The organism is Flagellimonas onchidii (assembly GCF_004804315.1).
In the GTDB taxonomy this organism is placed as follows: Bacteria; Bacteroidota; Bacteroidia; order Flavobacteriales; family Flavobacteriaceae; genus Flagellimonas; species Flagellimonas onchidii.
In genome coordinates, this window is record NZ_SRXX01000006.1 from 150,057 (window position 1) to 176,376 (window position 26,320).

At 38.9% G+C, this 26,320-nt stretch carries 26 protein-coding genes; 14 read left to right on the forward strand and 12 right to left on the reverse strand.

All coding sequences use genetic code 11. The features are described from left to right. Positions 1–44: 44 nt before the first annotated feature. The 3 genes from E4661_RS08410 to E4661_RS08420 are packed head-to-tail and all read left to right on the forward strand — an operon-like array spanning position 45 to position 1,098. Positions 45–353, forward strand: coding sequence for a hypothetical protein (locus E4661_RS08410; RefSeq protein ID WP_136466388.1), 309 nt, complete (start codon positions 45–47; stop codon positions 351–353). Positions 354–356: 3 nt separating this feature from the next. Continuing rightward, complete coding sequence (locus E4661_RS08415; protein WP_136466389.1) at positions 357–677, forward strand: ArsR/SmtB family transcription factor; 321 nt, start codon at positions 357–359, stop codon at positions 675–677. Next, a complete protein-coding gene (locus E4661_RS08420) occupies positions 667–1,098 on the forward strand; it encodes an SRPBCC family protein (RefSeq protein WP_136466390.1) in 432 nt (143 codons plus the stop codon). The genes E4661_RS08415 and E4661_RS08420 overlap by 11 nt, the downstream gene beginning before the upstream one ends. A 256-nt stretch (positions 1,099–1,354) precedes the next feature. Here the strand turns inward: E4661_RS08420 and rsmG are convergent, their stop codons facing one another. After that, positions 1,355–1,996, reverse strand: coding sequence for a 16S rRNA (guanine(527)-N(7))-methyltransferase RsmG (rsmG, locus tag E4661_RS08425; protein WP_136466391.1), 642 nt, complete (start codon positions 1,994–1,996; stop codon positions 1,355–1,357). Between the two features lie 114 nt (positions 1,997–2,110). On the opposite strand from rsmG, the gene E4661_RS08430 reads away from it, so the two are divergent. Then, on the forward strand, positions 2,111–3,214 hold the full coding sequence (locus E4661_RS08430; RefSeq protein ID WP_136466392.1) for a fatty acid desaturase family protein: 1,104 nt from the start codon (positions 2,111–2,113) through the stop codon (positions 3,212–3,214). 13 nt (positions 3,215–3,227) lie between these two features. Further along, positions 3,228–4,418 carry a pyridoxal phosphate-dependent aminotransferase gene (locus tag E4661_RS08435; protein ID WP_136466393.1) on the forward strand — a complete coding sequence of 397 codons (1,191 nt, stop codon included), beginning with the start codon at positions 3,228–3,230 and terminating at the stop codon, positions 4,416–4,418. A 51-nt stretch (positions 4,419–4,469) separates the two neighbouring features. Here E4661_RS08435 and E4661_RS08440 read toward each other — a convergent pair whose 3' ends face one another. Genes E4661_RS08440 through trkA form a run of 5 tightly spaced genes read right to left on the reverse strand, consistent with a single transcriptional unit; the run spans position 4,470 to position 9,804 of the window. Further along, a complete protein-coding gene (locus E4661_RS08440; RefSeq protein ID WP_136466394.1) occupies positions 4,470–5,534 on the reverse strand; it encodes a proline racemase family protein in 1,065 nt (354 codons plus the stop codon). After that, complete coding sequence (gene lhpI / locus E4661_RS08445; protein WP_136466395.1) at positions 5,531–6,484, reverse strand: bifunctional Delta(1)-pyrroline-2-carboxylate/Delta(1)-piperideine-2-carboxylate reductase; 954 nt, start codon at positions 6,482–6,484, stop codon at positions 5,531–5,533. Before lhpI ends, E4661_RS08440 begins: the two co-directional genes overlap by 4 nt. 15 nt (positions 6,485–6,499) lie before the next feature. Further along, positions 6,500–6,931 (reverse strand): YybH family protein, encoded by a 432-nt coding sequence (locus E4661_RS08450; protein ID WP_136466396.1) that lies wholly within the window; start codon positions 6,929–6,931, stop codon positions 6,500–6,502. Between the two features lie 33 nt (positions 6,932–6,964). After that, positions 6,965–8,455, reverse strand: a complete 1,491-nt coding sequence (locus E4661_RS08455; RefSeq protein WP_136466397.1) for a TrkH family potassium uptake protein — start codon at positions 8,453–8,455, stop codon at positions 6,965–6,967. After that, complete coding sequence (trkA, locus tag E4661_RS08460; RefSeq protein WP_136466398.1) at positions 8,455–9,804, reverse strand: Trk system potassium transporter TrkA; 1,350 nt, start codon at positions 9,802–9,804, stop codon at positions 8,455–8,457. Before trkA ends, E4661_RS08455 begins: the two co-directional genes overlap by 1 nt. Positions 9,805–10,000: 196 nt before the next feature. Between trkA and ubiE the strand changes: the two genes are divergently transcribed. The 3 genes from ubiE (at position 10,001) to E4661_RS08475 (ending at position 13,084) form a co-directional block, all read left to right on the forward strand. Further along, positions 10,001–10,729, forward strand: a complete 729-nt coding sequence (gene ubiE, locus E4661_RS08465; RefSeq protein ID WP_136466399.1) for a bifunctional demethylmenaquinone methyltransferase/2-methoxy-6-polyprenyl-1,4-benzoquinol methylase UbiE — start codon at positions 10,001–10,003, stop codon at positions 10,727–10,729. Between the two features lie 4 nt (positions 10,730–10,733). Continuing rightward, positions 10,734–11,432 (forward strand): type IX secretion/gliding motility protein PorT/SprT, encoded by a 699-nt coding sequence (gene porT, locus E4661_RS08470; protein WP_136466400.1) that lies wholly within the window; start codon positions 10,734–10,736, stop codon positions 11,430–11,432. A 104-nt stretch (positions 11,433–11,536) separates the two neighbouring features. Beyond that, the gene (locus E4661_RS08475) at positions 11,537–13,084 is read left to right on the forward strand and encodes a sulfatase family protein (protein WP_136466401.1); all 1,548 of its coding nucleotides are present in this window, start codon (positions 11,537–11,539) and stop codon (positions 13,082–13,084) included. A gap of 5 nt (positions 13,085–13,089) precedes the next feature. Here the strand turns inward: E4661_RS08475 and E4661_RS08480 are convergent, their stop codons facing one another. Beyond that, a complete protein-coding gene (locus E4661_RS08480) occupies positions 13,090–13,809 on the reverse strand; it encodes a TrmH family RNA methyltransferase (protein WP_136466402.1) in 720 nt (239 codons plus the stop codon). Between the two features lie 24 nt (positions 13,810–13,833). Between E4661_RS08480 and tamL the strand changes: the two genes are divergently transcribed. The 3 genes from tamL to accD are packed head-to-tail and all read left to right on the forward strand — an operon-like array spanning position 13,834 to position 18,446. Continuing rightward, a complete protein-coding gene (gene tamL, locus E4661_RS08485; RefSeq protein ID WP_136466403.1) occupies positions 13,834–16,428 on the forward strand; it encodes a translocation and assembly module lipoprotein TamL in 2,595 nt (864 codons plus the stop codon). A 52-nt stretch (positions 16,429–16,480) separates the two neighbouring features. Beyond that, the gene (gene fbaA / locus E4661_RS08490; RefSeq protein ID WP_136466404.1) at positions 16,481–17,548 is read left to right on the forward strand and encodes a class II fructose-bisphosphate aldolase; all 1,068 of its coding nucleotides are present in this window, start codon (positions 16,481–16,483) and stop codon (positions 17,546–17,548) included. 37 nt (positions 17,549–17,585) lie between these two features. Then, positions 17,586–18,446 carry an acetyl-CoA carboxylase, carboxyltransferase subunit beta gene (gene accD, locus E4661_RS08495; RefSeq protein ID WP_136466405.1) on the forward strand — a complete coding sequence of 287 codons (861 nt, stop codon included), beginning with the start codon at positions 17,586–17,588 and terminating at the stop codon, positions 18,444–18,446. A 46-nt stretch (positions 18,447–18,492) separates the two neighbouring features. On the opposite strand, the gene E4661_RS08500 is transcribed toward accD, so the two are convergent. Further along, positions 18,493–19,371, reverse strand: a complete 879-nt coding sequence (locus E4661_RS08500; protein WP_136466406.1) for a hypothetical protein — start codon at positions 19,369–19,371, stop codon at positions 18,493–18,495. A gap of 315 nt (positions 19,372–19,686) precedes the next feature. Between E4661_RS08500 and rpsO the strand changes: the two genes are divergently transcribed. The 3 genes from rpsO (at position 19,687) to E4661_RS08515 (ending at position 23,420) form a co-directional block, all read left to right on the forward strand. Next, on the forward strand, positions 19,687–19,956 hold the full coding sequence (gene rpsO / locus E4661_RS08505; RefSeq protein ID WP_136466407.1) for a 30S ribosomal protein S15: 270 nt from the start codon (positions 19,687–19,689) through the stop codon (positions 19,954–19,956). Positions 19,957–20,174: 218 nt separating this feature from the next. Then, positions 20,175–22,397: a polyribonucleotide nucleotidyltransferase gene (locus tag E4661_RS08510; RefSeq protein WP_136466408.1), complete on the forward strand. Its 2,223-nt coding sequence runs from the start codon at positions 20,175–20,177 to the stop codon at positions 22,395–22,397. A gap of 159 nt (positions 22,398–22,556) precedes the next feature. Continuing rightward, positions 22,557–23,420 (forward strand): sigma-70 family RNA polymerase sigma factor, encoded by an 864-nt coding sequence (locus E4661_RS08515; RefSeq protein WP_094997794.1) that lies wholly within the window; start codon positions 22,557–22,559, stop codon positions 23,418–23,420. 275 nt (positions 23,421–23,695) lie between these two features. Here the strand turns inward: E4661_RS08515 and E4661_RS08520 are convergent, their stop codons facing one another. The 4 genes from E4661_RS08520 to E4661_RS08535 form a co-directional block, all read right to left on the reverse strand. After that, the gene (locus tag E4661_RS08520) at positions 23,696–24,097 is read right to left on the reverse strand and encodes a hypothetical protein (RefSeq protein WP_136466409.1); all 402 of its coding nucleotides are present in this window, start codon (positions 24,095–24,097) and stop codon (positions 23,696–23,698) included. 79 nt (positions 24,098–24,176) lie between these two features. Continuing rightward, positions 24,177–24,980 (reverse strand): hypothetical protein, encoded by an 804-nt coding sequence (locus E4661_RS08525; protein WP_136466410.1) that lies wholly within the window; start codon positions 24,978–24,980, stop codon positions 24,177–24,179. 169 nt (positions 24,981–25,149) lie between these two features. After that, positions 25,150–25,734, reverse strand: coding sequence for a hypothetical protein (locus E4661_RS08530; RefSeq protein ID WP_136466411.1), 585 nt, complete (start codon positions 25,732–25,734; stop codon positions 25,150–25,152). Positions 25,735–25,750: 16 nt separating this feature from the next. Next, positions 25,751–25,942, reverse strand: a complete 192-nt coding sequence (locus tag E4661_RS08535) for a hypothetical protein (protein ID WP_136466412.1) — start codon at positions 25,940–25,942, stop codon at positions 25,751–25,753. Positions 25,943–26,320 lie beyond the last annotated feature (378 nt).

Sequence of the window (26,320 nt, forward strand, 5' to 3'; positions counted from 1 at the left end):
AAAAGAATACCTTTATTCTGTTTTAAATCAAAATAGACAGCATTATGAAGGCAGTAAAGGTTAAATACACGGTTCAGGACGATTATGTTGAAGAAAACAAAAAGAACATCCAAAAGGTAATGGATGCACTTAGGGTCAATCCGATTGAAGGCATGTTATATTCTTCGTATACCGACCACGAAAATCCGAATACTTTTATTCATATCAATATGGCCAAGGACAGTGAAACCATGGCGAAACTCAACAATGTTCCAGAATTTACCGCCTTTAGAATGGCTTTGAAAGCAAGTAATCCAATATCCCCACCTAAGCAAACTTCGTTGGATAACGTGGCTTCTGCATTCGATATTTAATTCATGGAAAGCATATTTTCGGCATTGGCAGACAGTAACCGAAGACAGGTTGTTGAGTTACTACATGAAAAGAATTCCACATTGTTGGAATTGCATGAAAACTTTTCCATTTCATTTCAGGCGCTTAGCAAGCATATTAAGATTCTTGAAGAAGCACAACTTGTTCAAAAAGAAAAGAAAGGAAAGTATAGAATCCTTTCCCTAAACCGTAGTTCCATGGAACCAGTCCTAAAATGGATTAGTTACTACAGCAATTTTTGGAACGAATCTTTTGATAAATTGGAGCTGTTAATCCAGAAACAAAATCAGGATAATGACCAATAATGTTTACTTGGAACGAATCTTTGACTGCTCCATTGAAGAGCTGTTCCAATGGTTTTCCAAACCCGATTTGATTGCCCAATGGTTTGGCCCCAAACATCTGAAAGTTGGAAAGGTTAACGTTAACTTCAACATTGGTGGAACCTATAGCATTGAACTTCGAAAAGAACATGGAAATTCCTTCCATATTAATGGCATATATACCGAGATACAAAAGCCCATCAAGATTGTTTTCAATCTTAGGTATCAAGGACTTACGAACCCACCACCGGATAGTATTGTCAACATCATGTTTCAGCAGATTAACCCCTACTCCACCAAACTGTTATTTGTACAAAAATTTGATGTACCACCTCCAGATTTCGAAAATAGGACCAAAGCTTGGGAGTCTATGTTCGAAAGGTTATTTCAGCTGGCACAATAGATAATCCCAACTTCAAATAATATTGATTATCAATCCTTTACAGCAAAAAAAGTATATCATTTGCTTCATTTTTAACGAAAAAATTCCTTTTCGGTTGGAAAAGCACAATTTTATATGTAAATTTAACGTTAAGTAATTGTAAAATTAAAGCGATTCAAAATCCATTTCTTATGAAAAAGCGAATCAGTTACTGGATACAGTACATTAAAGAGTACTCCAAAAAATGTAGATTGGTGTACAACAGAATGTTGAGCATTTAAGTAAGACTTTTAGACTTCTGAGGAAGATATACCACTTTTTTAGTTTCGAAAAAATCTTCTTCAAAAAAGGTTTTTAAATCAAAAACTTGGGCGGTTTTATAATCTTTTAGTTCCTCAGTCAAATCTCCACCCTTTAGATAGAGGATTCCATTTTTTCGCTCATGTACTGAATCTTTCTTGATTTTTCCTTTGGTCCAATGCACAAAAGTTGGCATAGCGGCTACGGCTCTGCTTACAATGAAGTCATATTGCCCCTTCAAATCTTCAACTCGTGAATGATATGCTTTGACATTCTTCAACTGTAATCCATCAACAACCTCCTGCACTACCCTGATTTTTTTGCCAATGGCATCGACTAACGTAAACTGCGTCTCAGGAAACAAAATAGCCAAAGGAATACCCGGGAATCCCCCACCAGTTCCAACGTCCAGAACTTCAGCTCCCTTATTAAAGTTGTGAACTTTAGCAATTCCCAAGGAGTGTAGTACATGACGTAAATACAATTCATCGATATCTTTTCTTGAAACAACATTTATTTTTTTGTTCCAATCTTGGTACAGAGCTTCCAAAGAATTAAAACGTTCTTTTTGGGTATCCGTGAGGTTCGGGAAATAGTTAAAAATCAAATCTACTTGCATATAAGGCCTGTTAATTTGGGCAAAATTAATACTTTTGGCATCTTAAAATCGTTTATGTTTGAGGAAAGCAAAATTGGAATGCCGATTTTGTTGGTCTAACAAAAAAGTCAATTTATGGAAAAGGACATCATCCGGTTCTCAAGAAAAGATTCAGCCCAGTTCTTTAGAACGCTGAACAAAAGGGTAAACCAATATTTCAGCGAAAATAAAATCAAGAAAACCGGAAATTGGAAGCTTCACTTAAAGACCGTCATTATGTTTGCGGTTTATTTGGCTCCCTATTTCTTAATCCTAACCTTAAGTTTACCCTTGTGGGCTTACTTACTTTTGACCGTCACCATGGGAGTGGGAATGGCTGGAGTGGGAATGAATGTCATGCACGATGGTAATCACGGCTCATATTCCAATAAAAAATGGGTAAATAAACTCATGGGAGGCAGTATCTATATATTGGCCGGTAATGTATACAACTGGCAAGTTCAGCATAATGTATTACATCATACCTATACAAATATCCAAGATCATGATGAAGATATGGAAGCTGGAAGGGTACTTCGTTTTTCAAGACATGCTGAATGGAGAAAACACCATAAATTTCAGCACTACTATTCCATATTCCTTTACGGGCTTTTGACATTCAATTGGGCTATCACCACCGATTTTCAGCAAATGTACCGCTACATGAAAAGAAAATTGTCTTATGGCAAATTGCCCAACCCTGTAATCAATTGGAGCACTTTGGTCATTACCAAACTTATCTATATCACCATTTGGATTGTTCTTCCTTTGATTTTTGTCAAAGTTGCATGGTGGCAAGTGCTTTTGGGCTTCTTTATCATGCATTACGTGGCAGGAGTAATTTTGAGTGTGGTCTTCCAACTGGCGCATATTGTGGATGAAGCTGAAACCCCATTGCCTGATGAAAATGGGACCATGAAGAACACTTGGGCCATTCATCAATTGGCAACTACTGTGAATTTTGGTACAAAGAACAGAATCGTAAATTGGTTTACAGGTGGTTTGAATCATCAGGTAGAGCATCATATCTTCCCAAACATCAGCCATATTCACTACACAAAAATTTCCAAAATTGTGAAACAGACTGCCAAGGAGTTTAATTTGCCATACAACGAATATAAAACTACCAGAAAAGCTATAATTTCGCACTTCAAACACTTGAAGGAGTTGGGTAAAAATCCTGCCCTTCAATACCAGTAAAATATTTGCATTTATGAGCAACCAACTTTCGGATAGGATTAATAGTTTAGTCCCTTCCGCAACCCTTGAAATGGCTGCAAAAGCCCGTGAACTGAGAGCTGAGGGAAAGGACATTATTGGGTTAAGTCTGGGAGAACCTGATTTTAAAACTCCTGATTATATTAGGGAAGCCGCAATCCAAGCTATAAACGACGGTTACAATTCCTATACCCCTGTTGATGGATATGTTGAATTGAAAGATGCCATTATCACCAAATTTAAAAGGGACAATGACATTGATTATGACCGTTCACAAATTGTTGTTTCAACCGGTGCAAAACAAGCGCTGTACAATGTTGCACAAGCTTGTTTGAACAAAGGTGACGAGGTTATTTTACCATGTCCGTATTGGGTAAGTTATAGCGACATTGTAAAATTAGCGGACGGTGTGCCTGTTGAAGTTGCAACTTCTATCGAAAATGACTTCAAAATGACTCCAGAGCAGTTGGAGGCGGCAATCACTCTGAAGACCAAAATGCTTTGGTACAGTTCACCATGTAACCCAAGTGGCTCTATTTATAGCAAAGAGGAGCTTAGGGCCTTAGCCGATGTGCTCCAAAAACATCCCCAAATTGTTGTAGTAAGTGATGAAATCTACGAACATATCAATTATGGAGTAACAGAGCATGCTTCAATGGGTGCTTTTGAAGATATGTACGATAGAACGGTTACCGTTAATGGAGTAGCCAAAGCGTTTGCCATGACCGGTTGGCGAATTGGATATATCGGTGCTCCTAATTATATAGCAAGAGCTTGTAATAAGCTTCAGGGACAGGTTACCAGTGGTGCCAATTGTATAGCACAACGTGCGGTGATTACTGCGCTTCTGGAGCCACCAAGTCGTGTGCAATACATGGTAGACGAATTCAAGAATAGAAGAAAACTCATTCTTGAGTTACTGAACAACGTTCCTGGTTTCAAATGCAACGAGCCCCAGGGTGCGTTTTACGTCTATCCAGATATTAGTGCCTTCTTTGGAAAAACCTTAAAAGAAAAGAAAATCAATAATGCTTCTGACTTTGCCATGTATTTATTGGAGGAAGCAAATGTTGCCACCGTCACGGGTGATGCCTTTGGGAATGGCAATAGCATACGCATTTCATATGCTGCAAGTGTGGACGAGATTAAAGATGCTATTTCGAGAATTGCTTCGGCAGTTTCATAACGAAATACCTTAACTCAAACGGAGAAAAGGGAACTTTTAGGTTCCCTTTTTTTATCTTAGAATAAAACCTTTCTTCATAGGATCAGTGGGGTCAACGAGAAAAGTATGCATCCCGGTAATAAATGCCGTGCCTTCTACTTGAGGGATTACCGCCTTATATGGGCCATAATTCATTTCAGTTACAACACTTCCTTTAAAAACCGAATCCGTTATACTTTCAATGGTCATGATTTGGTTCAATTCCAACTCCTCTCTTGCCCAATGAATAGCCATTCTACCTGAAACACCTGAACCAGTCGGGCACCTATCCACCTCACCTTCCGCAAAAATGCAGACATTTCTACTATCAACACCCTCTTTGGAAGAGCTATCTATAAAAATGGTTCCATAAAGAAAGCTCAAATCTTCTTCAAAAGGGTGCATTATTTCCGAGTCTTGCCCCATTACCGAATGTTTTATTGCCATTCCATGTGCAATCAAATCTTGATATGAATCAGTCGATAAGTTCAGATTTAGATTGTTCTTTTTTAAATCAACATAAGCATAAAACGCTCCTCCGTAAGCCAAATCATAATTCACTTCTCCCAATCCCTTCACATTGACTTTTCTATCAAGTCCAACTACAAAACTTGGCACACAATGAAAACGAACTCCAGTTACTTCATTGCCTTGTACATTCACGTGGGAGATTATTCTTCCGCACGGAGCATCAATCTTAAGGGTATTTTCCCCTTCTCTCACCGTAATCCATTCCATTTTAACGGCAAGAGTGGAGATCGCAATAATTGCATGACCACACATGGTACTATATCCTTCATTATGCAGAAACAAAATGCCAAAATCGCCTTCTTCATCATTAGGTGGAACCAATATACACCCATACATGTCTGCATGCCCTCTTGGCTCAAACATCAAAGCCGTGCGCAAATCATCATAATTTTCCTTGCAATATCTCCTATACTCAAGCACTGAATCTCCCTTTAACGTAGGAAAACCGTCAACAATAACCCTCAAAGGTTCTCCTCCAGTGTGCATATCAATGGTTTTAATCGCCATCCAATCCCTGGGAGCTAAAAAAGTAGTTTTCTCTAATATATTTTTTAATGTGTTGTTCATTTTTCAAATTTGGAATAGTAATAGGTTGCAGCAATCAAATCCTCCAAGGCATGGCCTACTGATTTAAACAGAGTGATTTCATTCTGGCTGTTTCTTCCCCCATGCTTTCCTGCACAAAGTGCAAATAAATCTGCTCTAATCTCCGACTCATTCAAGATTCCTTCTTTAAGTGGAATCGCTATGTCTCCACTTTCCTTAAGCCCTCCAAATGAATCCAAAAATATCGAGGCTTTTTTTATCGTTTCATCATCTGCCTCACGCATATTCGGTTTATATGCCCCAACTAAATCTATATGTTGGCCAGAAACCAAGCTTTCACCCAAAACCAAGGGTTTTTCTGAAAGTGTTGCACAAGAAATGATATCCACTTCTGAAATTTTATCTTCAATTTCTAAAATTGGAGCTACCCTATATTCCGTATTGGTAAGTGCCTGTCCAATCTTTTCGGCCTTACTGCTGTTCCTACCCCAAATAAAGACCTCTTTGATAGGCCTTACCGAAGCATGCGCTTTTATCAAATTCACTGAAAGTGCACCTGTACCAATCATCAACAAGGTAGAAGCATTTTCTCTTGACAAATAGGACGATGCCAAAGCAGATGCCGCTGCAGTTCGTTTCGCTGTAAGACTTTTGGCCTCCATAATTGCTTTCAAAACACCAGTTACAGCGTCCAAATAGAGATAACTGCCTTGAATGGACGGCAATCCAAATTCTTCATTCCCTGGGTTTACGGTAACCACCTTAACTCCTGATTCTTTGCCAGGGTTCCATGCGGGCATCAGCAACAAAGTAGTCTCTTTATTAGTTCTTGGATTGGGAAGATCGTGATGATGGCGTTGGGGTATCAAAATCTCTTTTGATGCGAATGCGCTCTTTAACTTCTCAACCAACTCCGCGAAATTGGTATTCTCTTCAATAAAAGTCGAATCAATATATAAGGGCTGTTCCAATTTTTGAAAAGTGTTTTAGCATGACATATCCGCCACAATTTTCCATTCACCGTTAATTTTCCGTAGTACAATCATAAATACACCATTTGCGTCCCCTACCTTTCGGGTAAGATGGTATTGCCCCATAACATAGTAGGAATTTGAATCGATTTTGGTAATCGCATCAATGGTAAATTTTAAATTTCCGGTTTCGGCTTTTGTGGGATATCTTTCTTTATAACCTGACAGGGTTTTATCCCAACCCAACGTTAGTCCTCTTGCTCCGTAAAATTGTAAAGCGTCGTTCTTCCAGTAGGTCTGCATGAATCCTTCCAAATCATGGTTGGACCAAGCTTTTTCCTGATTTTTTAGCAGTTGAAGTATTTCGGCCTTATCATTTGCTTCGGAACCGGAGCAACCAAGAAGATAGAGACAGACCCCCAACACAAGGTAAATGTACTTTTTCATGAAATCCCAAGTTATGCTGAAACTATGGGAAAGCTACGCTTTTTTCCAGAAATATGGGGTAAGTATAATCAATACGGTAAACAGTTCCAACCTACCCAGAAGCATCAAAAAGCCACACCACCACTTCCCTATGTTGGGCAGGCTATTGTAATTACTTATAGGGTTAAGGCTTCCAAAGGCCGGACCTACATTTCCCAAAGAAGATGCCGAACCCCCGATTGCAGATACAAAATCGAGTCCTAAAAAGCCCAAAACCAACGAACCAATGATAAAGAGCAGCATATACAGCACAAAAAACGCTATGATGTTATAGACGATATGCTCTGTAACCGTTTTGTTATTATAACGCACAGGGATTATAGCATTGGTATGCAATGTTCGTTTAAACTCCAGAATTCCATTTTTGATAATAAGCAGGTGCCGCATGACTTTAATTCCACCCGCGGTAGAGCCAGCTGAACCTCCCAAAAACATCAACCCAAAAAAGAAAACCGTAAGAAATGGTGTCCAACCTGTAAAATCGGCAGTCACAAATCCTGTGGTAGTGACTACGGCCACTACTTGAAAAAGTGCATGCCTAAAGGCACTTTCACCTTCTCCTAAAACCATGGGATGAAAATCGGATACAGGAACATTAGCTTTAAAATACACTACCAAAGCTGCTGCAATGGTGAAAAGTACTATAAAACTGGCATAATATTTAAACTCCTCATCCTTTAAAATTCGTTGCACTTTTCCCGTAAATGCAAAGTAGCTCAACACAAAGTTGCTACCCGCCAAAAACATGAAAAGAATAATTATATATTGAATCAAAGGTTGATTGTTCCAATAGGCCAAACTGGCATTTTTAGTGGAAAAACCACCTGTAGAAAGGGTTGCAAGCGAATGGTTCATAGCATCAAAAAGCGACATTCCGGCCAGTTTCAACAAAATGGTTTCCGCTACGGTATAACCAAAATAAATTAGCCAAAGACGCTTAGCGGTATCTGTTATCCTAGGGTGTAATTTATCCCCCGCAGGCCCAGGTGCTTCAGCAGCAAATAGCTGCATACCCCCTATTCCCAAAAGTGGAAGAATAGCAATGGCAAGAACGATGATACCCATACCTCCAATCCAATGGGTAAGGCTTCGCCAAAAAAGAATTCCTTCCGGCAGGGCTTCAATGTCATCCAAAATTGAGGCACCAGTAGTCGTATAACCCGATATTGTTTCAAAAAAAGCATCAGTCACAGACGGAATTGCTCCTGAAAAAAGATAGGGAAGTGTACCGGAAATGGACATAATAATCCAGCCAAAGGTTACCACAATGTATCCCTCTTTCCGCTTCACCTCCTTTTTATGGCCGCGGGTACCAAACATGGCCATAATTCCAAAAAGCATAGTTACAATAGCCGAAAGGGTAATATCCAAAGTTGCCCCATCATCATAAATACCACTCACAAAAGCAGCGAGAAGCATAAAAGAGCCATTGCAAAGCAACAACAGCCCCATAATATGTATGATTATTCGGGTATTGAGTCCCATTATAAGAACAGCTTTTCTATTCTAGGAATGGCTTTTGGTAAACTGCAAACCACAACACGGTCTCCTTCCAGAATTTTAAAATCACCAAGTGCAATTATTCCCTTACCATCCCGAATCACTCCTCCAATACTGGCCTCCCTAGGAAAATTCAATTCACGGATAATCTCGCCATTCACCAATGAAGTGGCTTTTACCTCAAATTCCAGAATCTCTGCATTAAGGTTGTTCAATCGTGTCAGTGCCAATACCTCGCCCCTACGGATATATCGGAAAATATTATTGGCTGCCAATAATTTTTTATTGATCAAGGTATCCACTCCAATGGAATGTGAGAGTTGGAAGTAATCCATATTCTCGACCATGGCTATGGTCTTTTTTATCTTTTTGGACTTGGCAACCAGACACGACATAATATTCGTCTCCGAATTTCCAGTAACGGCAATAAAGGCATCCATGGAGTCCAAGCTTTCCTCATCCAACAGCTCCACATTTCTACCATCTCCATTGATAACTAGGGCATGGGGAAGCTCATCTGCAATATCAAAAGCTTTTTCCTTATCCTTTTCAATCAATTTTACATTGAATTTCTTGCCGCATAAGTCTCGTGCTGTTTTGAAGCCAACCTTGCTTCCACCTAGAATCATTACATTTTTGATTTCCTTTTTCTGCATTCCGGTGAGCTTGTAGAGTTCGTCAACACCCCCTGCGGAAGTAATGAAATACACTTGGTCACCTTCTTTAAAAATGGTATCGCCCCTTGGGATTAAGGTATACTGAGTACCCATGCGTTGCAACGCGATGGGCATAAAATGTAGTTCTGGAAATATTTTGGCCGCTTCTTTGACCATTTTGCCAACAAACGGCGCTGATTTAGGCAAGAAGACCCCAATCATGGTCAGTAATCCATCCTCAAACTCATAGGTATCATTAAACGCAGATTGATTCAACAGCAATTGAATCTCAGTTGCCGCAAGTTCTTCAGGGGAAATTAATTCATCAATACCAAGCTCATCAAACTTTATCAATTCCCTATTGTCCATGAATTCCGTGTTGGAAATTCTGGCTATGGTTCTTTCACAACCCAATTGTTTGGCCAAAAGACAAAGGGTTAAGTTAGTGGTCTCAGAAGCGGTAACCCCAATGACCAGGTCAGAACTGTCGACTCTCGCATCACGCAGCACCTCAATGGAAGTAGCATCACCTCTAAGCACCCGTATATCCAAATGGTTATCGGCATAGGACAAACTTTCTTTGTCGGTATCAATCAAAGTAATATCCTGCGCTTCATACGACAACAATTTTGCCAAATGAAATCCCACTTCACCTGCTCCCGCAATAATAATCTTCATTGATTAATAATAAGTTGTTCCTAATGAGTTCAAATTGTGTGCTACATACGGCAAAAAAGAATAAGAGCCGCGGTCCAAAAGACAAATACTTAACATAATACGGAAAAGCTTTCCATGATTGCACGGCAAAATTACATAATTATTTTTGTACGCCTTCCATATGGCTAAGTTGTATATTTGCCAGCAAATTTGATAAATGTCGAAAAAAGTCAAACCCTACAAGGATTCCGACCTGGGAAAAAAGGAACAGGTAAAGCAAATGTTCGACACCATTTCTGATGATTATGATGGATTGAACAGGGTAATTTCTTTTGGTATTGATCTAAAATGGAGAAGAAAGGTCGTGTCTATCCTCAAAAAGAAAGCTCCAAAGAATATTTTGGATATAGCAACCGGAACGGGAGATTTGGCCATTGCCATGACGGCCACTGGAGCGGAAAAGATTATAGGGTTGGATATCTCCCCAGGCATGCTGGAGGTTGGAAAGGCTAAAATTTCATCAAAAAGCCTTCAAGATACGATTGAAATGATTGTGGGTGATAGCGAAAACCTTCCTTTTGATGATAATACGTTCGATGCCATAACAGTAGCTTTTGGGGTGCGAAATTTTGAAAATCTTGAAAAAGGGTTGAGCGAAATACTCAGAGTCCTGAAACCCAGTGGTAGCTTTGTAGTCCTTGAAACTTCCGTACCCATTAAAACTCCTTTTAAACAGGGATATCGCTTTTACACCAAATACATTCTCCCGACTATTGGAAAAATCTTCTCCAAAGATCGGTCGGCTTATGCATACTTAAGTGAATCTGCCTCTGTTTTTCCCCATGGGGAAGCTTTCAACAATATTTTGGGCAAAATCGGGTTTATAGGTATAGAGAACAAACCCCAGACATTTGGGGTGGCATCTATATATGTCGCTACAAAATAATTTGATGAAAAATGTCCTTCTTCTTTTTGGCCTGCTAATATTGGCATGTCCAAACTCCTTGGCACAGTTTAAAAAAGATCCCGTACTTAATCTTCAAAGCGAAGATTTAAGGTTGTTGAACTGGGGCTATTACCTTGGGTTTAACCAATATGATTTCCAATTTGAATATAAGGATGATATTGGTCAGGATGTACTGGTCAACAAGAGTTTTGGTTTTAATGTAGGACTTATTGGAGAAATGCGAATTAACGAATTTTTAGATACAAGGTTTGAGCCAGGCTTACTTTACACGGCGCGTACTTTGGGGTTTCCTGGGTTTGCCTCCGAGGCGGATGCCGTTAGGGAAGTCAAATCGACCTACATTAGATTTCCGTTGTTGCTAAAAGCCAGTGCCAGAAGGTTTGGCAATTGGAAACCTTATATTACCGGTGGAGTTTATACCGCGATAAACCTGGGAAGCAAAGAAGATAGCTTGGACGATAACAGTAGCGGCGAATTTCGAATGAAGAAAAACGTCTATGGATATGAACTTGGCTTTGGGATTGACATATATACGGAATACTTCAAATTTTCTCCGTCCATACGGGGTGTTTTTGCACTAACCAATGAGATTATTCCCGACAATGACCCCAACAGTCCTTGGACCGGAAACATTGATGCCATGCGCACCAGAGGTTTCTTTATCAATTTTACATTTGAGTAAAGGCGTGTTACCTCTCAACACCATCGTTTAGAGTTTAAGAAACGTCGTTTGTCGATTGAGTTTTTTAAATGAAATAGGTTTACTAATTTCATAAAAACTTGTGTATGCGATATTTACTTATTCCCCTACTGCTTTTTTTAGTTGGATGCCATTCTCAAAAGGAAGAACGACCTAATATTTTGTTTATCCTATCCGATGATCATACTTCTCAGTCTTGGGGAATATATGGAGGAAATTTGAAGGATTTTGTAAAAAACGAAAACATTCAAAGATTGGCAAGTGAAGGCGTTGTACTTGACAATGCCTTTTGTACCAACTCCATTTGTAGCCCAAGTAGAGCTGCTATATTGACAGGCCAGTACAGTCATTTGAATCAGGTATATACACTCAGGGAATCTTTACCTGAAGGACACCCCAATATAGCCAAGTCTCTTGGTGAGGCAGGTTATCAAACCGCAATAATTGGAAAGTGGCATTTGGACAAACAACCCGAAGGTTTTGATTATTTTAAAGTACTCCCAGGTCAAGGCGAATACTGGAATCCCGTATTCAAAGTCAAGGAAAACTGGCAAGATGGGTATATTAAAAGGGAAGAAGGAGTTACCCATGAAGGTTTTTCCACGGATATAATCACAGATTTGACCATTGAGCATTTGAAAAAAAGACAAAAAGACCAACCCTTTATGATGGTTTGCAGTTTTAAAGCAACCCATGAGCCATTTGAATATCCAGAGCGTTATAACGACTATCTAAAAGATGTAGAAATTCCCGAGCCCGAATCCTTGTACGATTTTGGAAAAGAAACCACTGGAAGAACATTTAAAGGGCAAAAATTGGAGAATTTGGGTATTCGATGGCAAAAAGCTACCGAAGACCCAGAGAATTTTTGGACTTCTTACCCAGGTCTACCTTACCCTTTAGATGGATTGGACAGTATTCAAAAAAGGAGCAAAATCTTTCAAAAATTGACAAAAGATTTTATTCGTTGTGGAGCCGCAATCGATGATAATATTGGAAAACTGCTTGATTACCTAGAAGAAGAAGGAGTTGCAGACAACACCATTGTGATTTATACTGCGGACCAAGGTTACTTTTTGGGAGAACATGGCTTTTTTGACAAACGGTTGATCTATGAAGAAAGCCTTCGTATGCCTTTTGTTATTCGATATCCAAAGGAAACCATGAAAGGTAAACGATTGGACGACATCATCCTAAATATCGATTTTGCCGCATTGTTGGCAGATTATGCCGGTTTACCTCCTCAAGATTATATTCAAGGTAGAAGTTTTAGGGAAAACCTGAAGGGCAACTCGCCAAACGATTGGAGAGAACAAATGTATTACAGGTATTGGTTACACCATCCGGATAGACCAGCTCATTTTGGTATTAGAAACAAGCGTTACAAGTTGGCGCTGTTTTATGGTCAAGGATTGAAAATATATGGTAGCGACACAACCGCTACCCAACCTGCTTGGGAATTTTATGATCTAGAAGAAGACCCCAAAGAACTTCACAATGCCATAAATGACCCAAAATATGCCGAAATTATTTCGGAAATGAAGGTTGCTTTAAAGAAAGAAAAGGAAAAGTATAAAGATACGGACGAAGGACATCCGCAAATGCAACCCATTTTACAAAGTGAATTGCAATAAGGAACTCACTCCCTTCTTCTAATTTCTCCCAATAAAATTGCAGTGGCTGTTGCTACGTTCAAACTTTCCGTAGTTTGTTGGCCATATTGTGGAATGGATGTACGTTGGTCAATGGTAGCTTCAACTTCTTTAGATATCCCATTGGCTTCATTTCCCATGACCAAAATTCCGTTTTTTTGTATTTTTTGGTCGTAAACCGATTGCCCATCCATAAAAGTGCCATAAATGGTACATTCTGATTTCTCAAAATATTCCATGAGGTTTGTATAAACCACATTTACACGGGTTATGGACCCCATGGTTGCTTGAAGCACCTTTGGATTGTAACAGTCTACGGTATCCAAAGAACAAATCAAATGCTTGATTCCAAACCAGTCACAAAGCCTAATAATTGTCCCCAAATTTCCAGGGTCACGAACGGAATCAAGTGCCACCACCCAACCATTATGGTCAACAGGCATCGTGTCCGCCATATAAAATACTCCTAAAACCCCATTTGGGGTACTTAGACTGCTCATTTGTCTCAATTCAGCACTTGAAATCAATTCAACCCCCTCATAATCAATATGTTTTTCATCTTCAACAAACAATTTATAAGGTTTCAATCCTGATTCCAGAAGTTCTTCAACAACTTTTTTTCCCTCCACCACAAACAGTTTATGTTGACTTCGGTACTTTTTTTGCTGTAAGCTCTTAACTAGTTTAATTTGGTTTTTGGTAACCATCTAAATCGTGTATTTTTGGCTTCTATGAGGACATTTTCAGGTCTATGGCACAACTGGGCAAAAGTAAGATTATTGTTGCTTATACTGACCATGGCGGCCTGTAATACCCTCAAAAAAGTAGATGATGGTGAATTTCTACTCACAAAAAACTCCATTTATGCGGATAGCACCAAGGTAACCAACAGTGAAATACGCAGCTTAATTTCCCAAAAACCCAACAGCACCTTACTAGGATATCCGCTTCGATTGAATTTGTATAATCTTGCCAAAGAAAATCCTGATTCTTCGTTTCAAGATTGGTTGCACCGAAAGGAAAAAAGAGAAAAAAGACTTAACAATCTCCTTTCCCAAAAACAAGTGAACAGACTTCGGGAATCTTTTATGGTAAAGGGTGCCAGTACCTTTTTAAAGAGAGTCGGTGAAGCTCCAGTTATCATAGACACTTCGAAAACCCAAAAATCGGTAGATAGGTTAGAGGCATTTTATAACAGCAAAGGTTATTTCAACAATTCGGGCACCTACGATATCATTAAAGGAAAGCGAAAAAAGAGAGCGGAGATTGAATATCAAATTACACTCAACAAACCATTTTACATTGATACCCTTCAAAAAAACATAAGCTCGCCTGAACTAGATTCTATCTACGACAGTGCGTTTGACAAATCCTTTGTTAAAGATGGAGATCAGTTTGACCTTGCCAATTTTACCTTGGAACGCGAACGCTTAACCACTTTGTTTAGAAACACTGGGGTGTACAATTTTCAGGAAAGCTCCGTTAACTATGACATTTTAAGAGATACAACCAAAACTGCGGATGATCAAAAAATGAGCGTTCAACTCAACGTTCAAAAACCAAGGAATGGGGACAATAGTAATGCCTTTGGTGATTCCTATAAAATCCATCGCTTTAAAAAAGTCAATATCTATGCTGATTATCTTATTGGAGGAAGCACAGATTCTTTAAAATCTGTGGATTTTGAAAACTATACCATTTATTTCAATAATGAGCTGAAATACAAGCCCAAGGCACTTACCAATGCCATTTTTTTTGAAAAAGATAGTATTTATCGCGACTTGGATAGGATTAGAACTTATAGGCAAATTACTAACCTCAATACCTTTAGATATCCAAATATTGAGTTTATTCCTGAATCGGAGGAAGCAATGTTGACTTCCAACATATACCTTGCACCACGCCCAAAATTCTCATTGAACCTAGACTTTGATGTAACACATTCCAATATTCAACAAGTCGGCACAACATTTGGGGCAACGGTCATAACCCGAAACGTTTTTGGTGGAGCAGAAACTTTAAACATTTCTGCAAGGGGGTCCGTAGGTTTACTTAAGAGTCGAACCCCTACTCTGTCCAGCGGAACATTTACCTCTGAAATAGGCGGTGATATAAACATAACGTTTCCCAGAATTTGGTTTCCTTTTAATACCGAAAAGATAATTCCATATTACATGCTTCCTCAAAGTCGGTTTTTGGTTGGAACCAATTTTCAAAAAAATATTGGCCTAGACAAGCAGTCCTTCAATTCTATACTTTCCTATAATTGGTCTCCCTCTACCAGCCTGCGCCATAACATCGAGTTGTTAAATGTAGAATTTGTAAGGAACGTAAATCCTGATAATTTCTACAACGTATATCAAAATACGTTCAGCAATTTGGACAACATTGCAGATGAATTTCAAAATGACCCGCAATACGCCTCTTTTTATAGAACAATCGATAATGATGAAGATCCTTTACAATTGATTGTTCCAACTGGTGCTGATTCCTTGGTCCGAGCAATACTGAACAATGAAATTCCAGTTACTCCAGAACAACTCAGTGAAGTAAACAGTATTGAGGAACGAAGACGGCGCTTAACTGAAAACAATCTCATATTCACCAGTAATTATACTTTCACAAAAAACAGTAAGGTTGATATTAACGATAATGATTTCTACCAATTTCGAATGAAATTGGAAAGTGCGGGCAATCTACTTTCTCTGTTGGAAGGTGTTGTTCCCTACAATAAGAACGACAAAGATCAACTACTGGTTTTTAGTGTACCCTTTTCCCAATACTTTAAAACAGAAATCGATTTTATACGGCATTGGGAAGTTTCAAATTCAAAAGTTTTTGCTTTTCGCAGCTTCTTTGGTCTCGCCATTCCTTATGGCAACTCTGAAAGCATTCCCTTCGTTCGTAGTTATTTTGCAGGGGGTGCCAATGACAATAGAGCTTGGAATCCTTACGAACTTGGGCCGGGAAGAACCAGTAACATCAACGATTTTAATGAAGCTAACTTAAAACTCGCCCTAAATCTGGAATACCGTTTTCCGGTTGCGGGTGATGTCAAAGGCGCTCTTTTTGCTGACGCTGGTAATATTTGGAATGTTTTTGACAATGAAGATAATCCAGATGCCATCTTCAGCGGGTTCAATTCGTTATCAGATTTGGCGTTGGGAACCGGCTTTGGTATACGATACGATTTCAGCTATTTTGTTTTTAGGCTTGACATTGGTTTTAAAACCTATAATCCCGCCGAGGAAGCTTCCAAACGTTGGTTCAGGCAGTATAACTTTAAAAATGCCGCATTTAACATCGGTATAAATTATCCTTTCTAGAGCAAATATTTTATTACTTTTGTAGCTTATTTTAACCAAAAATCGACTCAACATGTCCCACAACATTAAGCCAGGCGTTGCAACTGGCGATGAAGTCCAAGCAATCTTTAAACATGCAAAGGAAAACGGCTACGCGCTTCCAGCGGTAAATGTTATCGGATCCAACACTATAAATTCTGTATTGGAAACTGCCGCCTCCATAAATTCTCCTGTCATTATTCAGTTCTCCAATGGTGGAGCTCAGTTCAATGCTGGAAAAGGATTGTCCAATGAGGGCCAAAAAGCGGCTATTCAAGGAGCTGTTGCTGGAGCTAAGCACGTACATCAACTTGCCGAGGCTTATGGGGCAACCGTAATTCTGCACACTGATCACTGTGCAAAAAAATTATTGCCTTGGGTTGACGGACTTTTAGATGCCAGTGAAGAACACTTTGCAGCTACCGGAAAATCTTTGTTCAGTTCTCATATGATCGACTTGTCTGAAGAACCTATTGAGGAAAACATTGAAATCTGCAAAAGCTATTTGGAGCGCATGAGCAAAATGAACATGACCTTGGAAATTGAGCTTGGCGTTACTGGAGGTGAAGAAGATGGTGTTGACAATACTGATATTGACAGTTCCAAACTATACACGCAACCAGAAGAAGTTGCTTATGCCTACGAAGAATTATCAAAAGTAAGCCACAGATTTACCGTTGCTGCAGCTTTTGGTAATGTTCATGGTGTATACAAACCCGGAAATGTTACCTTGACCCCAAAAATCTTGAAAAACTCCCAAGAGTTTATAGCGGAGAAGTATGGGGTAGAGCACAATCATATTGACTTTGTTTTCCATGGCGGGTCCGGCTCTTCTTTAGAAGAAATTAGAGAATCCATCGGATACGGTGTTATTAAAATGAACATCGACACAGATTTACAATATGCTTTCCTTACTGGTGTGAGGGATTACGTTCAGGAAAAATCTGCTTATCTTCAAGCTCAAATTGGAAATCCTGAAGGTGATGATCAACCTAACAAAAAATTCTACGACCCTCGTGTTTGGCTCCGTGAAGGAGAAAAAACGTTTGTAGATAGGTTGAAAAAGGCATTCGAAGACCTAAACAATATGAATACGCTATAAAGCTATAGCAACGGTTTAACCTAATATATTTGATTCCATGTCGTCTTGGTTTAAAAGAAAGGAAAAAGGAATACAAACTGCTACCGAGGAAAAAAAGGACACTCCCAAAGGCCTCTGGTATAAATCCCCCACCGGGAAAATCGTTGAGTCAGAAGATTTAGCCAAAAATTTTTATGTAAGTCCAGAGAACGATTATCACGTAAGAATTGGAAGCAAAGAATATTTCGAGATTCTTTTTGATGACAATAAATTCAAGGAATTGGATGAAAAATTGTCAGCGAAAGACCCCCTTAAATTCGTGGATACCAAAAAATATTCTGAAAGGCTCAAAGCTGCACAGCAAAAGACCAAACTCAAAGATGCCGTGCGTACTGCAGTGGGCAAATCGATGGGCAAGGAATTGGTGATAGCCTGTATGGATTTCAGCTTTATCGGCGGATCCATGGGAAGTGTTGTCGGTGAAAAGATTTCACGAGCTATCGATGTGGCCAAAAAGAAGAAGGTTCCCTTTTTGATGATTTCAAAATCAGGGGGAGCAAGAATGATGGAAGCTGCTTTATCATTGATGCAATTGGCCAAGACTTCTGCCAAACTCGCTCAGTTGGCAGAGGCTAAGATTCCGTACATTTCGCTTTGCACAGATCCGACAACAGGTGGAACGACCGCCTCTTATGCCATGCTAGGTGATATCAATATTGCCGAACCAGGTGCATTAATAGGTTTTGCAGGTCCGCGTGTGGTTAAAGATACTGTTGGAAAAGATCTTCCAGAAGGTTTCCAAACCTCAGAGTTTTTAAAGGAACATGGGTTTTTGGATTTTATCTCCCACCGAAGGGATTTGAAGAAAAAAATCAATCAGTATATCGATTTGATTACCAATCAACCATTAAGAGCATAAAAAAAGCCCCGAAATCGGGGCTTTTTCTTTTCTACGTTCCAAATCGTTACTTTTTAAAACGTCTCAAGAAAATTTCCTTTTCTGTACCATCTGGCTGGGTTAGAATGCCCTTGGCATCACAAGTACCATCACCAAAATCCAAACTCGCTGTATTGTCGTTTCTGGAGATTTCCAAAACCCCACTTACAATAAATCTACAAGCCATTTCTCTACGCAAAGGGGTAACAACCTCTTTAACAAATACATTGCCTTCACGACCAACATAGGTTCTTTTTCCAGTAATCAAGAAAACATTATCTCCCCAAAAGCCAGAACCGTAGCCTTCTATCCATTCTCTTGTTCGGGTTCCTTCAAAGGAAGCCGTATCCCCTTCAGGCCATGTAGCCGCAAAAGATGCATTGGCCGTTGATTGCGGGTTCTCGTTCTCATTGGAGCGCTCTCGAAGAATATCGGCGCTTCCCTCAATAGCAACACCGTTAAATGTGAAATTCTCCAAGTTCAGTTCCAATGTCTTGGTTGCAGCTTCCATATCCGTTGCGTAGCTCAAATTGATAATTCCGCTTAACACATTTCCATTGGGCAATTCACATCCTTCGCCAAAATCGATTGTTTTTTCTTTGGTGGTATCTGTAACAACCGTAGTTATGGTAACGCAATCGGGAAGAAAATCAGACCTATGTGGAATTTTGGAAACAAAAGATATCTCATCTGAAGCATACACGTCCTCTGCAATCGCAGTAACCTCTTCCGAAATCATTTCGGTTTCGTCACTATATTGTAATTCTGTTGAAGTAATCACTTCAATGCTGGAAGGCTCTTCCGCTGATTCTTCTTCCTTGCTACAAGAAGTTGCCAGCAAAAGAATGGTTCCAAGAAAAAGGGAGGTGGTTTTGATAAAACTGATCTGCTTAAGATTCTTTTTCATAATGATTAAATTTTAGGGTTTGGTGCTTTGACCATTTCAAAACCAAAAGGTTTAATCCATGTCCAAAAATTTTTCATTGAACTCATTTAAACTTTTTATGTTTAAGTGAAAATGAGAGGTTTTTGTTTCTGTTGAAGACTTTTTTGAGTTGCATAGCTGGGCTACGGAAAGAGAAAAAGACAAAAACAGAGGCGAAAACAATGATTTTTTAGCAAATTGAAGAAGTTTAAATAAGTTCATTAAAAAAAAGAGATTATCTTTGCACGCTGATTGAAAGACAATCAATACATAAAAATCATTTAAATAAATATTGGAATGTATTTAACTAAAGAAGTAAAGGCCGAAATTTTCAAGAAACACGGCGGCTCTGAGAGCAACACCGGTTCTACGGAAGGGCAAATCGCATTGTTCACACACCGTATCAACCACTTGACACAACACCTTAAAAAGAACCATAAAGATTTTGCTACTGAGCGTTCTTTGGTGAAATTGGTAGGTAAAAGACGTAGTTTGTTGGATTACCTAAAGAAAAAAGATATTGTAAAATACCGTGAGTTAATAAAAGAACTAGGTATTAGAAAATAAAAATAGAGGGGAGGCTTGGCTTCCCCTTTTATTTTGCCAAACATAGTTTTGGCAGTCAAGTCCCAATTTATAGGTTGGGCAAACACAAAAAGCTGCAAACAGTTTTTCATTGGTCAGTGCCATCGGCACACTCAACAACAACACAACCCGACCGTCCGGAAGGCGGTAGACCAAATGTTTAACGACCCACACCATTATTGTGGGTAAGACTAACTTTTATGATTCCAAAAACTTTTAAAGAGGTCATTGACCTTGGTGACGGTAGAGAAATCTCTATTGAAACCGGAAAATTGGCAAAGCAGGCCCACGGTTCTGTTGTTGTTCAATCGGGCAAGTGTATGCTACTGTGTACTGTTGTCTCAAATTACAAACAAAGCGATGTTGATTTTTTACCCCTTACGGTAGATTATCGCGAAAAATTTGCTGCCGCTGGGCGTTATCCTGGTGGATTTTTCAAACGTGAAGCAAGACCAAGTGATGGTGAAGTACTGACCATGCGTTTGGTAGATAGGGTTTTAAGACCTTTATTTCCTAAAGATTATCATGCCGAAACACAGGTAATGATTCAATTAATGTCCCATGATGAGGACGTTATGCCGGATGCGATGGCCGGACTTGCCGCTTCTGCCGCAATCCAACTTTCAGATTTCCCTTTTGAATGTGCCATTTCTGAAGTTCGTGTTGGTCGAATCAATGGTGAATTGATCATCAACCCAACAAGAGCTCAACTTAAAGAATCGGACATTGATATGGTTATCGGTGCTTCTGCAGATTCTGTGATGATGGTTGAGGGTGAAATGGACGAGATTTCTGAAGAGGAAATGGTAGAGGCCATCAAATTTGCACACGAAGCCATTAAAGTACAGTGTGAAGCACAGCTTAAATTGGCTGAAGCTTTCGGGAAGAAAGAAGTACGTGAGTACGAGCCCGAAGTTGAAGATGAAGAACTTGAAAAGAAAGTTCACGATTTAACTTATGATAAAGTATATGCTATTGCTAAAGCTGGTTCTGCGAAGCATGAACGAAGTGCAGCTTTTGAGGCGATTAAAGAAGAAGTAAAAGCAACATTTTCTGAAGAGGAATTGGAAGAAATTGGAGGCCTTGTCTCAAAATATTTCTACAAAGCCGAAAAAGAAGCCGTTCGAAACCTTACTTTGGAAGAAGGTCTTCGTTTAGATGGACGTAAAACGGATGAAATCAGACCTATCTGGTGTGAAATCGATTATTTACCCTCCGTTCACGGTTCTTCCATCTTTACGAGAGGTGAAACGCAAGCTTTGGCAACAGTTACTTTAGGAACATCTAGAGAAGCTAACCAGATAGACATGCCATCTTACGAAGGTGAAGAGACTTTCTATTTGCACTATAACTTCCCTCCTTTCTCAACAGGAGAAGCTAGACCAATTCGTGGTACTTCACGTAGAGAAGTAGGGCACGGAAACTTGGCACAACGTGCATTAAAAGGGATGGTTCCTGAAGATTGTCCTTATACTGTACGTGTGGTATCTGAGGTATTGGAGTCCAACGGATCGTCTTCCATGGCAACAGTTTGTTCTGGTACTATGGCCTTGATGGATGCTGGTGTACAGTTGAAAAAACCAGTTTCTGGTATTGCTATGGGATTAATTTCCGATGCTGATTCAGGAAAATATGCAGTTCTTTCCGATATTCTAGGTGATGAAGATCACTTGGGAGACATGGACTTTAAAGTAACCGGTACTTCTGACGGTATCACTGCTTGCCAAATGGATATCAAGGTAAAAGGACTTTCTTATGAAATCTTGGTAAAAGCTTTGATGCAAGCCAAAGATGGAAGACTTCATATCCTTGAGAAATTGACCGACACTATTGCTGCTCCTAACGCAGAGGTGAAGTCATACGCTCCAAAAATTGTTACCAAAATTATTCCTGGAGAATACATTGGTGCGGTTATCGGTTCAGGTGGAAAAGTCATCCAAGAATTGCAAAAAGAGACCAACACTACCATTGTTATCAACGAAGATCCTGACACCGAAGAAGGTATTGTGGAAATCTTGGGAACTGACCAAGCGGGTATCGATGCGGTAATCGCCAAAATCGATGCAGTAATGTTCAAACCAGAAGTTGGCAGCGTTTATGAAGTAAAAGTCATTAAAATGCTGGACTTTGGTGCTGTTGTGGAATATAACGAAGCTCCAGGTAACGAAGTTTTACTCCACGTTTCCGAGTTGGCTTGGGAACGCACCGAAAATGTATCCGATGTAGTGAACATGGGAGATGTTTTTGATGTAAAATACTTTGGATTGGATCCAAGAACTAGAAAGGAGAAGGTTTCCAGAAAAGCACTTTTACCAAAACCTGAAGGCTATAAAGAGCGCCCACCAAGAAATGATCGAGGTGGAGATCGCAGAAACAACGACCGTAGGGGTGGTAATCGCGATAGAAAACCAAGAAGAGACTAAAATATAGTCAACATATTGATAATTAAGGGCTCCAGGCATTGCTTGGAGCCTTTTTTACAACAAAAAATCAAATAATTTATAGGAAAATGTAACTTTTTGGGTTTTCCTACGTATAACTTAATGAGCTTCGGTTCACAAATTTAATTTGAAGGGATATAAATGAGACAGTTAAAGATTACAAAACAGGTTACCAATAGGGAAACCGCATCGTTGGACAAATATTTACAGGAAATCGGTAAAGTGGATTTGATCACTGCCGATGAAGAGGTAGAATTGGCCCAGCGAATCAAAGCGGGAGACCAGATAGCCTTGGAAAAATTAACTAAAGCCAACCTCAGATTCGTGGTTTCTGTTGCCAAACAGTATCAAAACCAAGGATTGACCCTTCCTGATTTGATTAATGAGGGAAACCTGGGATTGATCAAAGCGGCACAACGTTTTGATGAAACCCGTGGATTTAAATTTATTTCGTACGCCGTTTGGTGGATTCGTCAATCTATTCTTCAGGCATTGGCAGAGCAATCACGTATTGTTCGTTTACCGTTGAACAAGATTGGTTCCATCAACAAAATCAACAAGACCTTTGCTTTCTTGGAGCAGGCGCATGAGCGTATACCTTCTGCGGAGGAAATTGCCAAGGAATTGGACATGACAGTTGAAGATGTAAAACAATCTTTGAAGAATTCAGGTCGCCATGTATCCATGGACGCTCCCCTGATTGATGGTGAAGATTCCAACCTTTACGACGTATTGCGTAGTGGGGAATCTCCAAATCCTGACAAAGAATTGTTGCATGAGTCATTGCGTACCGAAATAGAACGTGCATTGGAAACTTTGACTCCAAGAGAAGCTGACGTTATTCGTCTATACTTCGGATTGGCTGGTCAACATTCCATGACTTTGGAAGAAATTGGTGAAACATTCGACCTAACAAGAGAGCGTGTTCGCCAAATAAAGGAAAAAGCTATCAGAAGGTTGAAACATACCTCTAGAAGCAAGATTTTAAAGACTTATTTGGGATAATCATAAGATTATCCGCACAAATTACAGTTAAACAAACCTTAAATTTGTTTTTTGGCAAGAAAGTTGTAATTTGTAATCCTACAACAGTTTATCATGACTGTTCGTTTTTTGATTGATGAATAAACTCCGGCTGATTACCGGAGTTTTTTCATTTATGTACCTCTGTCAAAAAAGTTGACACCACTATGGTACATTAGGGTAAGTAAAATGTTCAATAGCACTGTTTGGGAATTATCCTCCTTTTAAAAAAGGATAATGTATCGGTTTAGGATTTTTCACTTTAATGATGTTGACCGTTTTAGAATTTTGGGCAAATCTCCAAACTCTAAAATCCTTAGAAAACCTCCTTTATCTATTAATGATATCCCATTTCCCCGTACTTGAGATATAACTGATGGTTCCACATTTTTGGTACAGCACAGAAATGTTAGGTTTTTAGTTATCTTTTTGGGAACATGGTAGTCCGATTCAATGGCTTTTCGGGTTAATTCCCGTTCTTCATCAGGTGAAAAGCCCGAAAAAAACACTTCTATGTTTTCACTGGTTGGCCCTTCATTTAATTGTCTTAATGCTTGAACGATTCTCCAATAATTGTTCTCTCCAATATTTTCCAATTCAGCTTCGGTCAAATCTGTTTTAGACCGCAGTAGGTTAAGTAATTCTTCTGGTAAGTCCATTGTTTTGTATTTGAGTTATTAAATTGTTTATATCCCATAGAACCATAAAAACTATTCATTTCTATATATGTAATATTCATCAATAGGTCATGCACTTCAAGAGTCTGCTTAATTCTTCTCCCCTTGTTACCACTTCCTCATAAACATGAAACCTGCTTCTTACTATTTTATTCTCAATGATTGTTTTTACTTCATCATTGGTCAATTCTATTAATGTGGAATATTCATACCCGTTACCTATAGTGTTGGTTTTGACATCAACAGTTATATTTGGACGTTGAATTTCCATTCCATTATCCAGTAGCAAGGTCAATCCTTTTTCATCTACACTCCGTTTTGACCTTATTTCCTTTGTAGACAAGTATGTTTTTGATGTATCATTCTCTGTAATCTTCATAAAGGATATGCCATCCAAATAGGCAGTATACATTTTTGTTTTAGTATTGAACTTATCTTGCGTTGTTTTGATTTTTCCGCAATAAAATTCTTCAGGTAATGTTAACCCGCCTATCACCTCAAAAGGAAAGGAGTATTCGAATTCTGGATGGTAATCAAAATATATCCTCCCAGTTTCTGGATTCTCAATCTCCAAAATATGTTTTTCGGTACCTATCGCATTTTTATTCGGTCTTGCCGCCAACACCCTGAACACCTTCCCGACAAGAGCAGAATATTCGGTGTGAAGTGTTTTGTCACAGGCGAAGACCTTTGTTAATCTATCGCTTTCATAAAAGCCTCTGTACCCAAAACGCCGTAACCCTTCTCTCTTTTCCAAAACCCTGATTTCCTTATCAACAAGTAAATCAATGTTCTTTCCCGGGTAGTTTTGACTGTAGGTAATAATTGATTGGCACAACATCGTGAAAAGGAACAATTTCCTCATCTTCAATCCGAATAAAATCAAAAACTAAATGTTGGCGGGAGGTCAGGTCGCCTAAGCGAGGTTGAAGTAATTCGCTATTCTTAGCGACAGTTAAATTATAAAATTAATTTATATGTATGTAAATAAAATCCTTAAAATTTCTGTGTTTTTTCCGAAATCTGTTAAAACCTTATTTTGAGTCCACTTCATATAAGACTTGAATTATCCTAAATTCAAATTTGCGGGTCATGTTAATTCTATCCTTGTACAAAGCACTCTTTAATTGGTGCCGTTCAAAAATATTATAAGGCTGTTCGTCCATAATATCCAACATATCGGCACTTTCCAGTAGTTTGGCATAATGCTCATTGCGTACCTCTGTAATAAAATCAGTCATCTTATTAACCCTTTTGTCCCGCATCTTTGTGATAAGTTGGGATACCTTGGCAATGGCGAATTTGGCCAAATACACGGTCAAAACAAAGAAAATTATAAAAATCAATGTATATAATAGATAATAGTCACCTTGAATCCATTTCTCATCTCTCCAGATGTAAGATATCTGTATAGAGAAAACAATCATTGGGGATATACAAGCCCACTTATATGGTTTAAAAAAGAAGGAAAATGTCAACAACAGAATTGAAATTGTTTGTGTCACCGACCATAGAAAAACATCCAAACCGGGGTAATATTTGAACTGGTATTCGATTTGGATGTTCCAATATTCTATGAACTTATCAGTGTACACCAAAAGCCCAGATAATAGTACCAAAAAAGTACCAAATGACCTAGTTAGGGTTATTTCCAGGCCGGCGGAGGTTCTCTGGTGTGACAACGCCAGTAGGGGCAATCTCTTTAAAAACGTCCTCTTTAAGGACTTTGTTAGTTTCTTCAATTTCTTCAATGGATGGTTTTTGGCAGGAAACCACGGTTAAAGTGATTCCAAAAATTAAAATCAACGATTTAATCGACTTTTTCATGATAATATAGATTTAAGAGTGTTAGGCCGAAAATCTAATTCATGAACGTAGGACTTATGCGAGGTTGAGGAAAGTAATTTTTAAGCACCTAAACATGAAAAAGTTCGGCAAATTAAAAAAATAAATGAACTTATGTTTCAAGAAAACCTCAATAAAACACAAGGTTTTCTGTTGAAATAAAATCTTAATGGTTTCCTTTTAGGGGAAACATCTTTTTTAATGAGGTTGAATTTGACGTGGGTTCTACGTCAAGGAAAATTGTAAATTAATTACAATTTTAAGTGTTTATTCTTACAATGCAATAATACTGAAAAGATTTTAATTGGTAAGAAATATTAGAACCATACCTATCAACTATACTACTCTTCTTGTCGAATC

What these genes read in the sequence shown, in the direction of transcription:
- E4661_RS08410 (WP_136466388.1), top strand. Translation starts at nt 45, where the DNA reads ATGAAGGCAGTAAAGGTTAAATACACGGTTCAGGACGATTATGTTGAA.
- E4661_RS08415 (WP_136466389.1), top strand. Translation starts at nt 357, where the DNA reads ATGGAAAGCATATTTTCGGCATTGGCAGACAGTAACCGAAGACAGGTT.
- E4661_RS08420 (WP_136466390.1), top strand. Translation starts at nt 667, where the DNA reads ATGACCAATAATGTTTACTTGGAACGAATCTTTGACTGCTCCATTGAA.
- rsmG (WP_136466391.1), bottom strand. Translation starts at nt 1,996, where the DNA reads ATGCAAGTAGATTTGATTTTTAACTATTTCCCGAACCTCACGGATACC.
- E4661_RS08430 (WP_136466392.1), top strand. Translation starts at nt 2,111, where the DNA reads ATGGAAAAGGACATCATCCGGTTCTCAAGAAAAGATTCAGCCCAGTTC.
- E4661_RS08435 (WP_136466393.1), top strand. Translation starts at nt 3,228, where the DNA reads ATGAGCAACCAACTTTCGGATAGGATTAATAGTTTAGTCCCTTCCGCA.
- E4661_RS08440 (WP_136466394.1), bottom strand. Translation starts at nt 5,534, where the DNA reads ATGAACAACACATTAAAAAATATATTAGAGAAAACTACTTTTTTAGCT.
- E4661_RS08450 (WP_136466396.1), bottom strand. Translation starts at nt 6,931, where the DNA reads ATGAAAAAGTACATTTACCTTGTGTTGGGGGTCTGTCTCTATCTTCTT.
- E4661_RS08455 (WP_136466397.1), bottom strand. Translation starts at nt 8,455, where the DNA reads ATGGGACTCAATACCCGAATAATCATACATATTATGGGGCTGTTGTTG.
- trkA (WP_136466398.1), bottom strand. Translation starts at nt 9,804, where the DNA reads ATGAAGATTATTATTGCGGGAGCAGGTGAAGTGGGATTTCATTTGGCA.
- ubiE (WP_136466399.1), top strand. Translation starts at nt 10,001, where the DNA reads ATGTCGAAAAAAGTCAAACCCTACAAGGATTCCGACCTGGGAAAAAAG.
- porT (WP_136466400.1), top strand. Translation starts at nt 10,734, where the DNA reads ATGAAAAATGTCCTTCTTCTTTTTGGCCTGCTAATATTGGCATGTCCA.
- E4661_RS08475 (WP_136466401.1), top strand. Translation starts at nt 11,537, where the DNA reads ATGCGATATTTACTTATTCCCCTACTGCTTTTTTTAGTTGGATGCCAT.
- E4661_RS08480 (WP_136466402.1), bottom strand. Translation starts at nt 13,809, where the DNA reads ATGGTTACCAAAAACCAAATTAAACTAGTTAAGAGCTTACAGCAAAAA.
- tamL (WP_136466403.1), top strand. Translation starts at nt 13,834, where the DNA reads ATGAGGACATTTTCAGGTCTATGGCACAACTGGGCAAAAGTAAGATTA.
- fbaA (WP_136466404.1), top strand. Translation starts at nt 16,481, where the DNA reads ATGTCCCACAACATTAAGCCAGGCGTTGCAACTGGCGATGAAGTCCAA.
- accD (WP_136466405.1), top strand. Translation starts at nt 17,586, where the DNA reads ATGTCGTCTTGGTTTAAAAGAAAGGAAAAAGGAATACAAACTGCTACC.
- E4661_RS08500 (WP_136466406.1), bottom strand. Translation starts at nt 19,371, where the DNA reads ATGAAAAAGAATCTTAAGCAGATCAGTTTTATCAAAACCACCTCCCTT.
- rpsO (WP_136466407.1), top strand. Translation starts at nt 19,687, where the DNA reads ATGTATTTAACTAAAGAAGTAAAGGCCGAAATTTTCAAGAAACACGGC.
- E4661_RS08510 (WP_136466408.1), top strand. Translation starts at nt 20,175, where the DNA reads ATGATTCCAAAAACTTTTAAAGAGGTCATTGACCTTGGTGACGGTAGA.
- E4661_RS08515 (WP_094997794.1), top strand. Translation starts at nt 22,557, where the DNA reads ATGAGACAGTTAAAGATTACAAAACAGGTTACCAATAGGGAAACCGCA.
- E4661_RS08520 (WP_136466409.1), bottom strand. Translation starts at nt 24,097, where the DNA reads ATGGACTTACCAGAAGAATTACTTAACCTACTGCGGTCTAAAACAGAT.
- E4661_RS08525 (WP_136466410.1), bottom strand. Translation starts at nt 24,980, where the DNA reads ATGAGGAAATTGTTCCTTTTCACGATGTTGTGCCAATCAATTATTACC.
- E4661_RS08535 (WP_136466412.1), bottom strand. Translation starts at nt 25,942, where the DNA reads ATGAAAAAGTCGATTAAATCGTTGATTTTAATTTTTGGAATCACTTTA.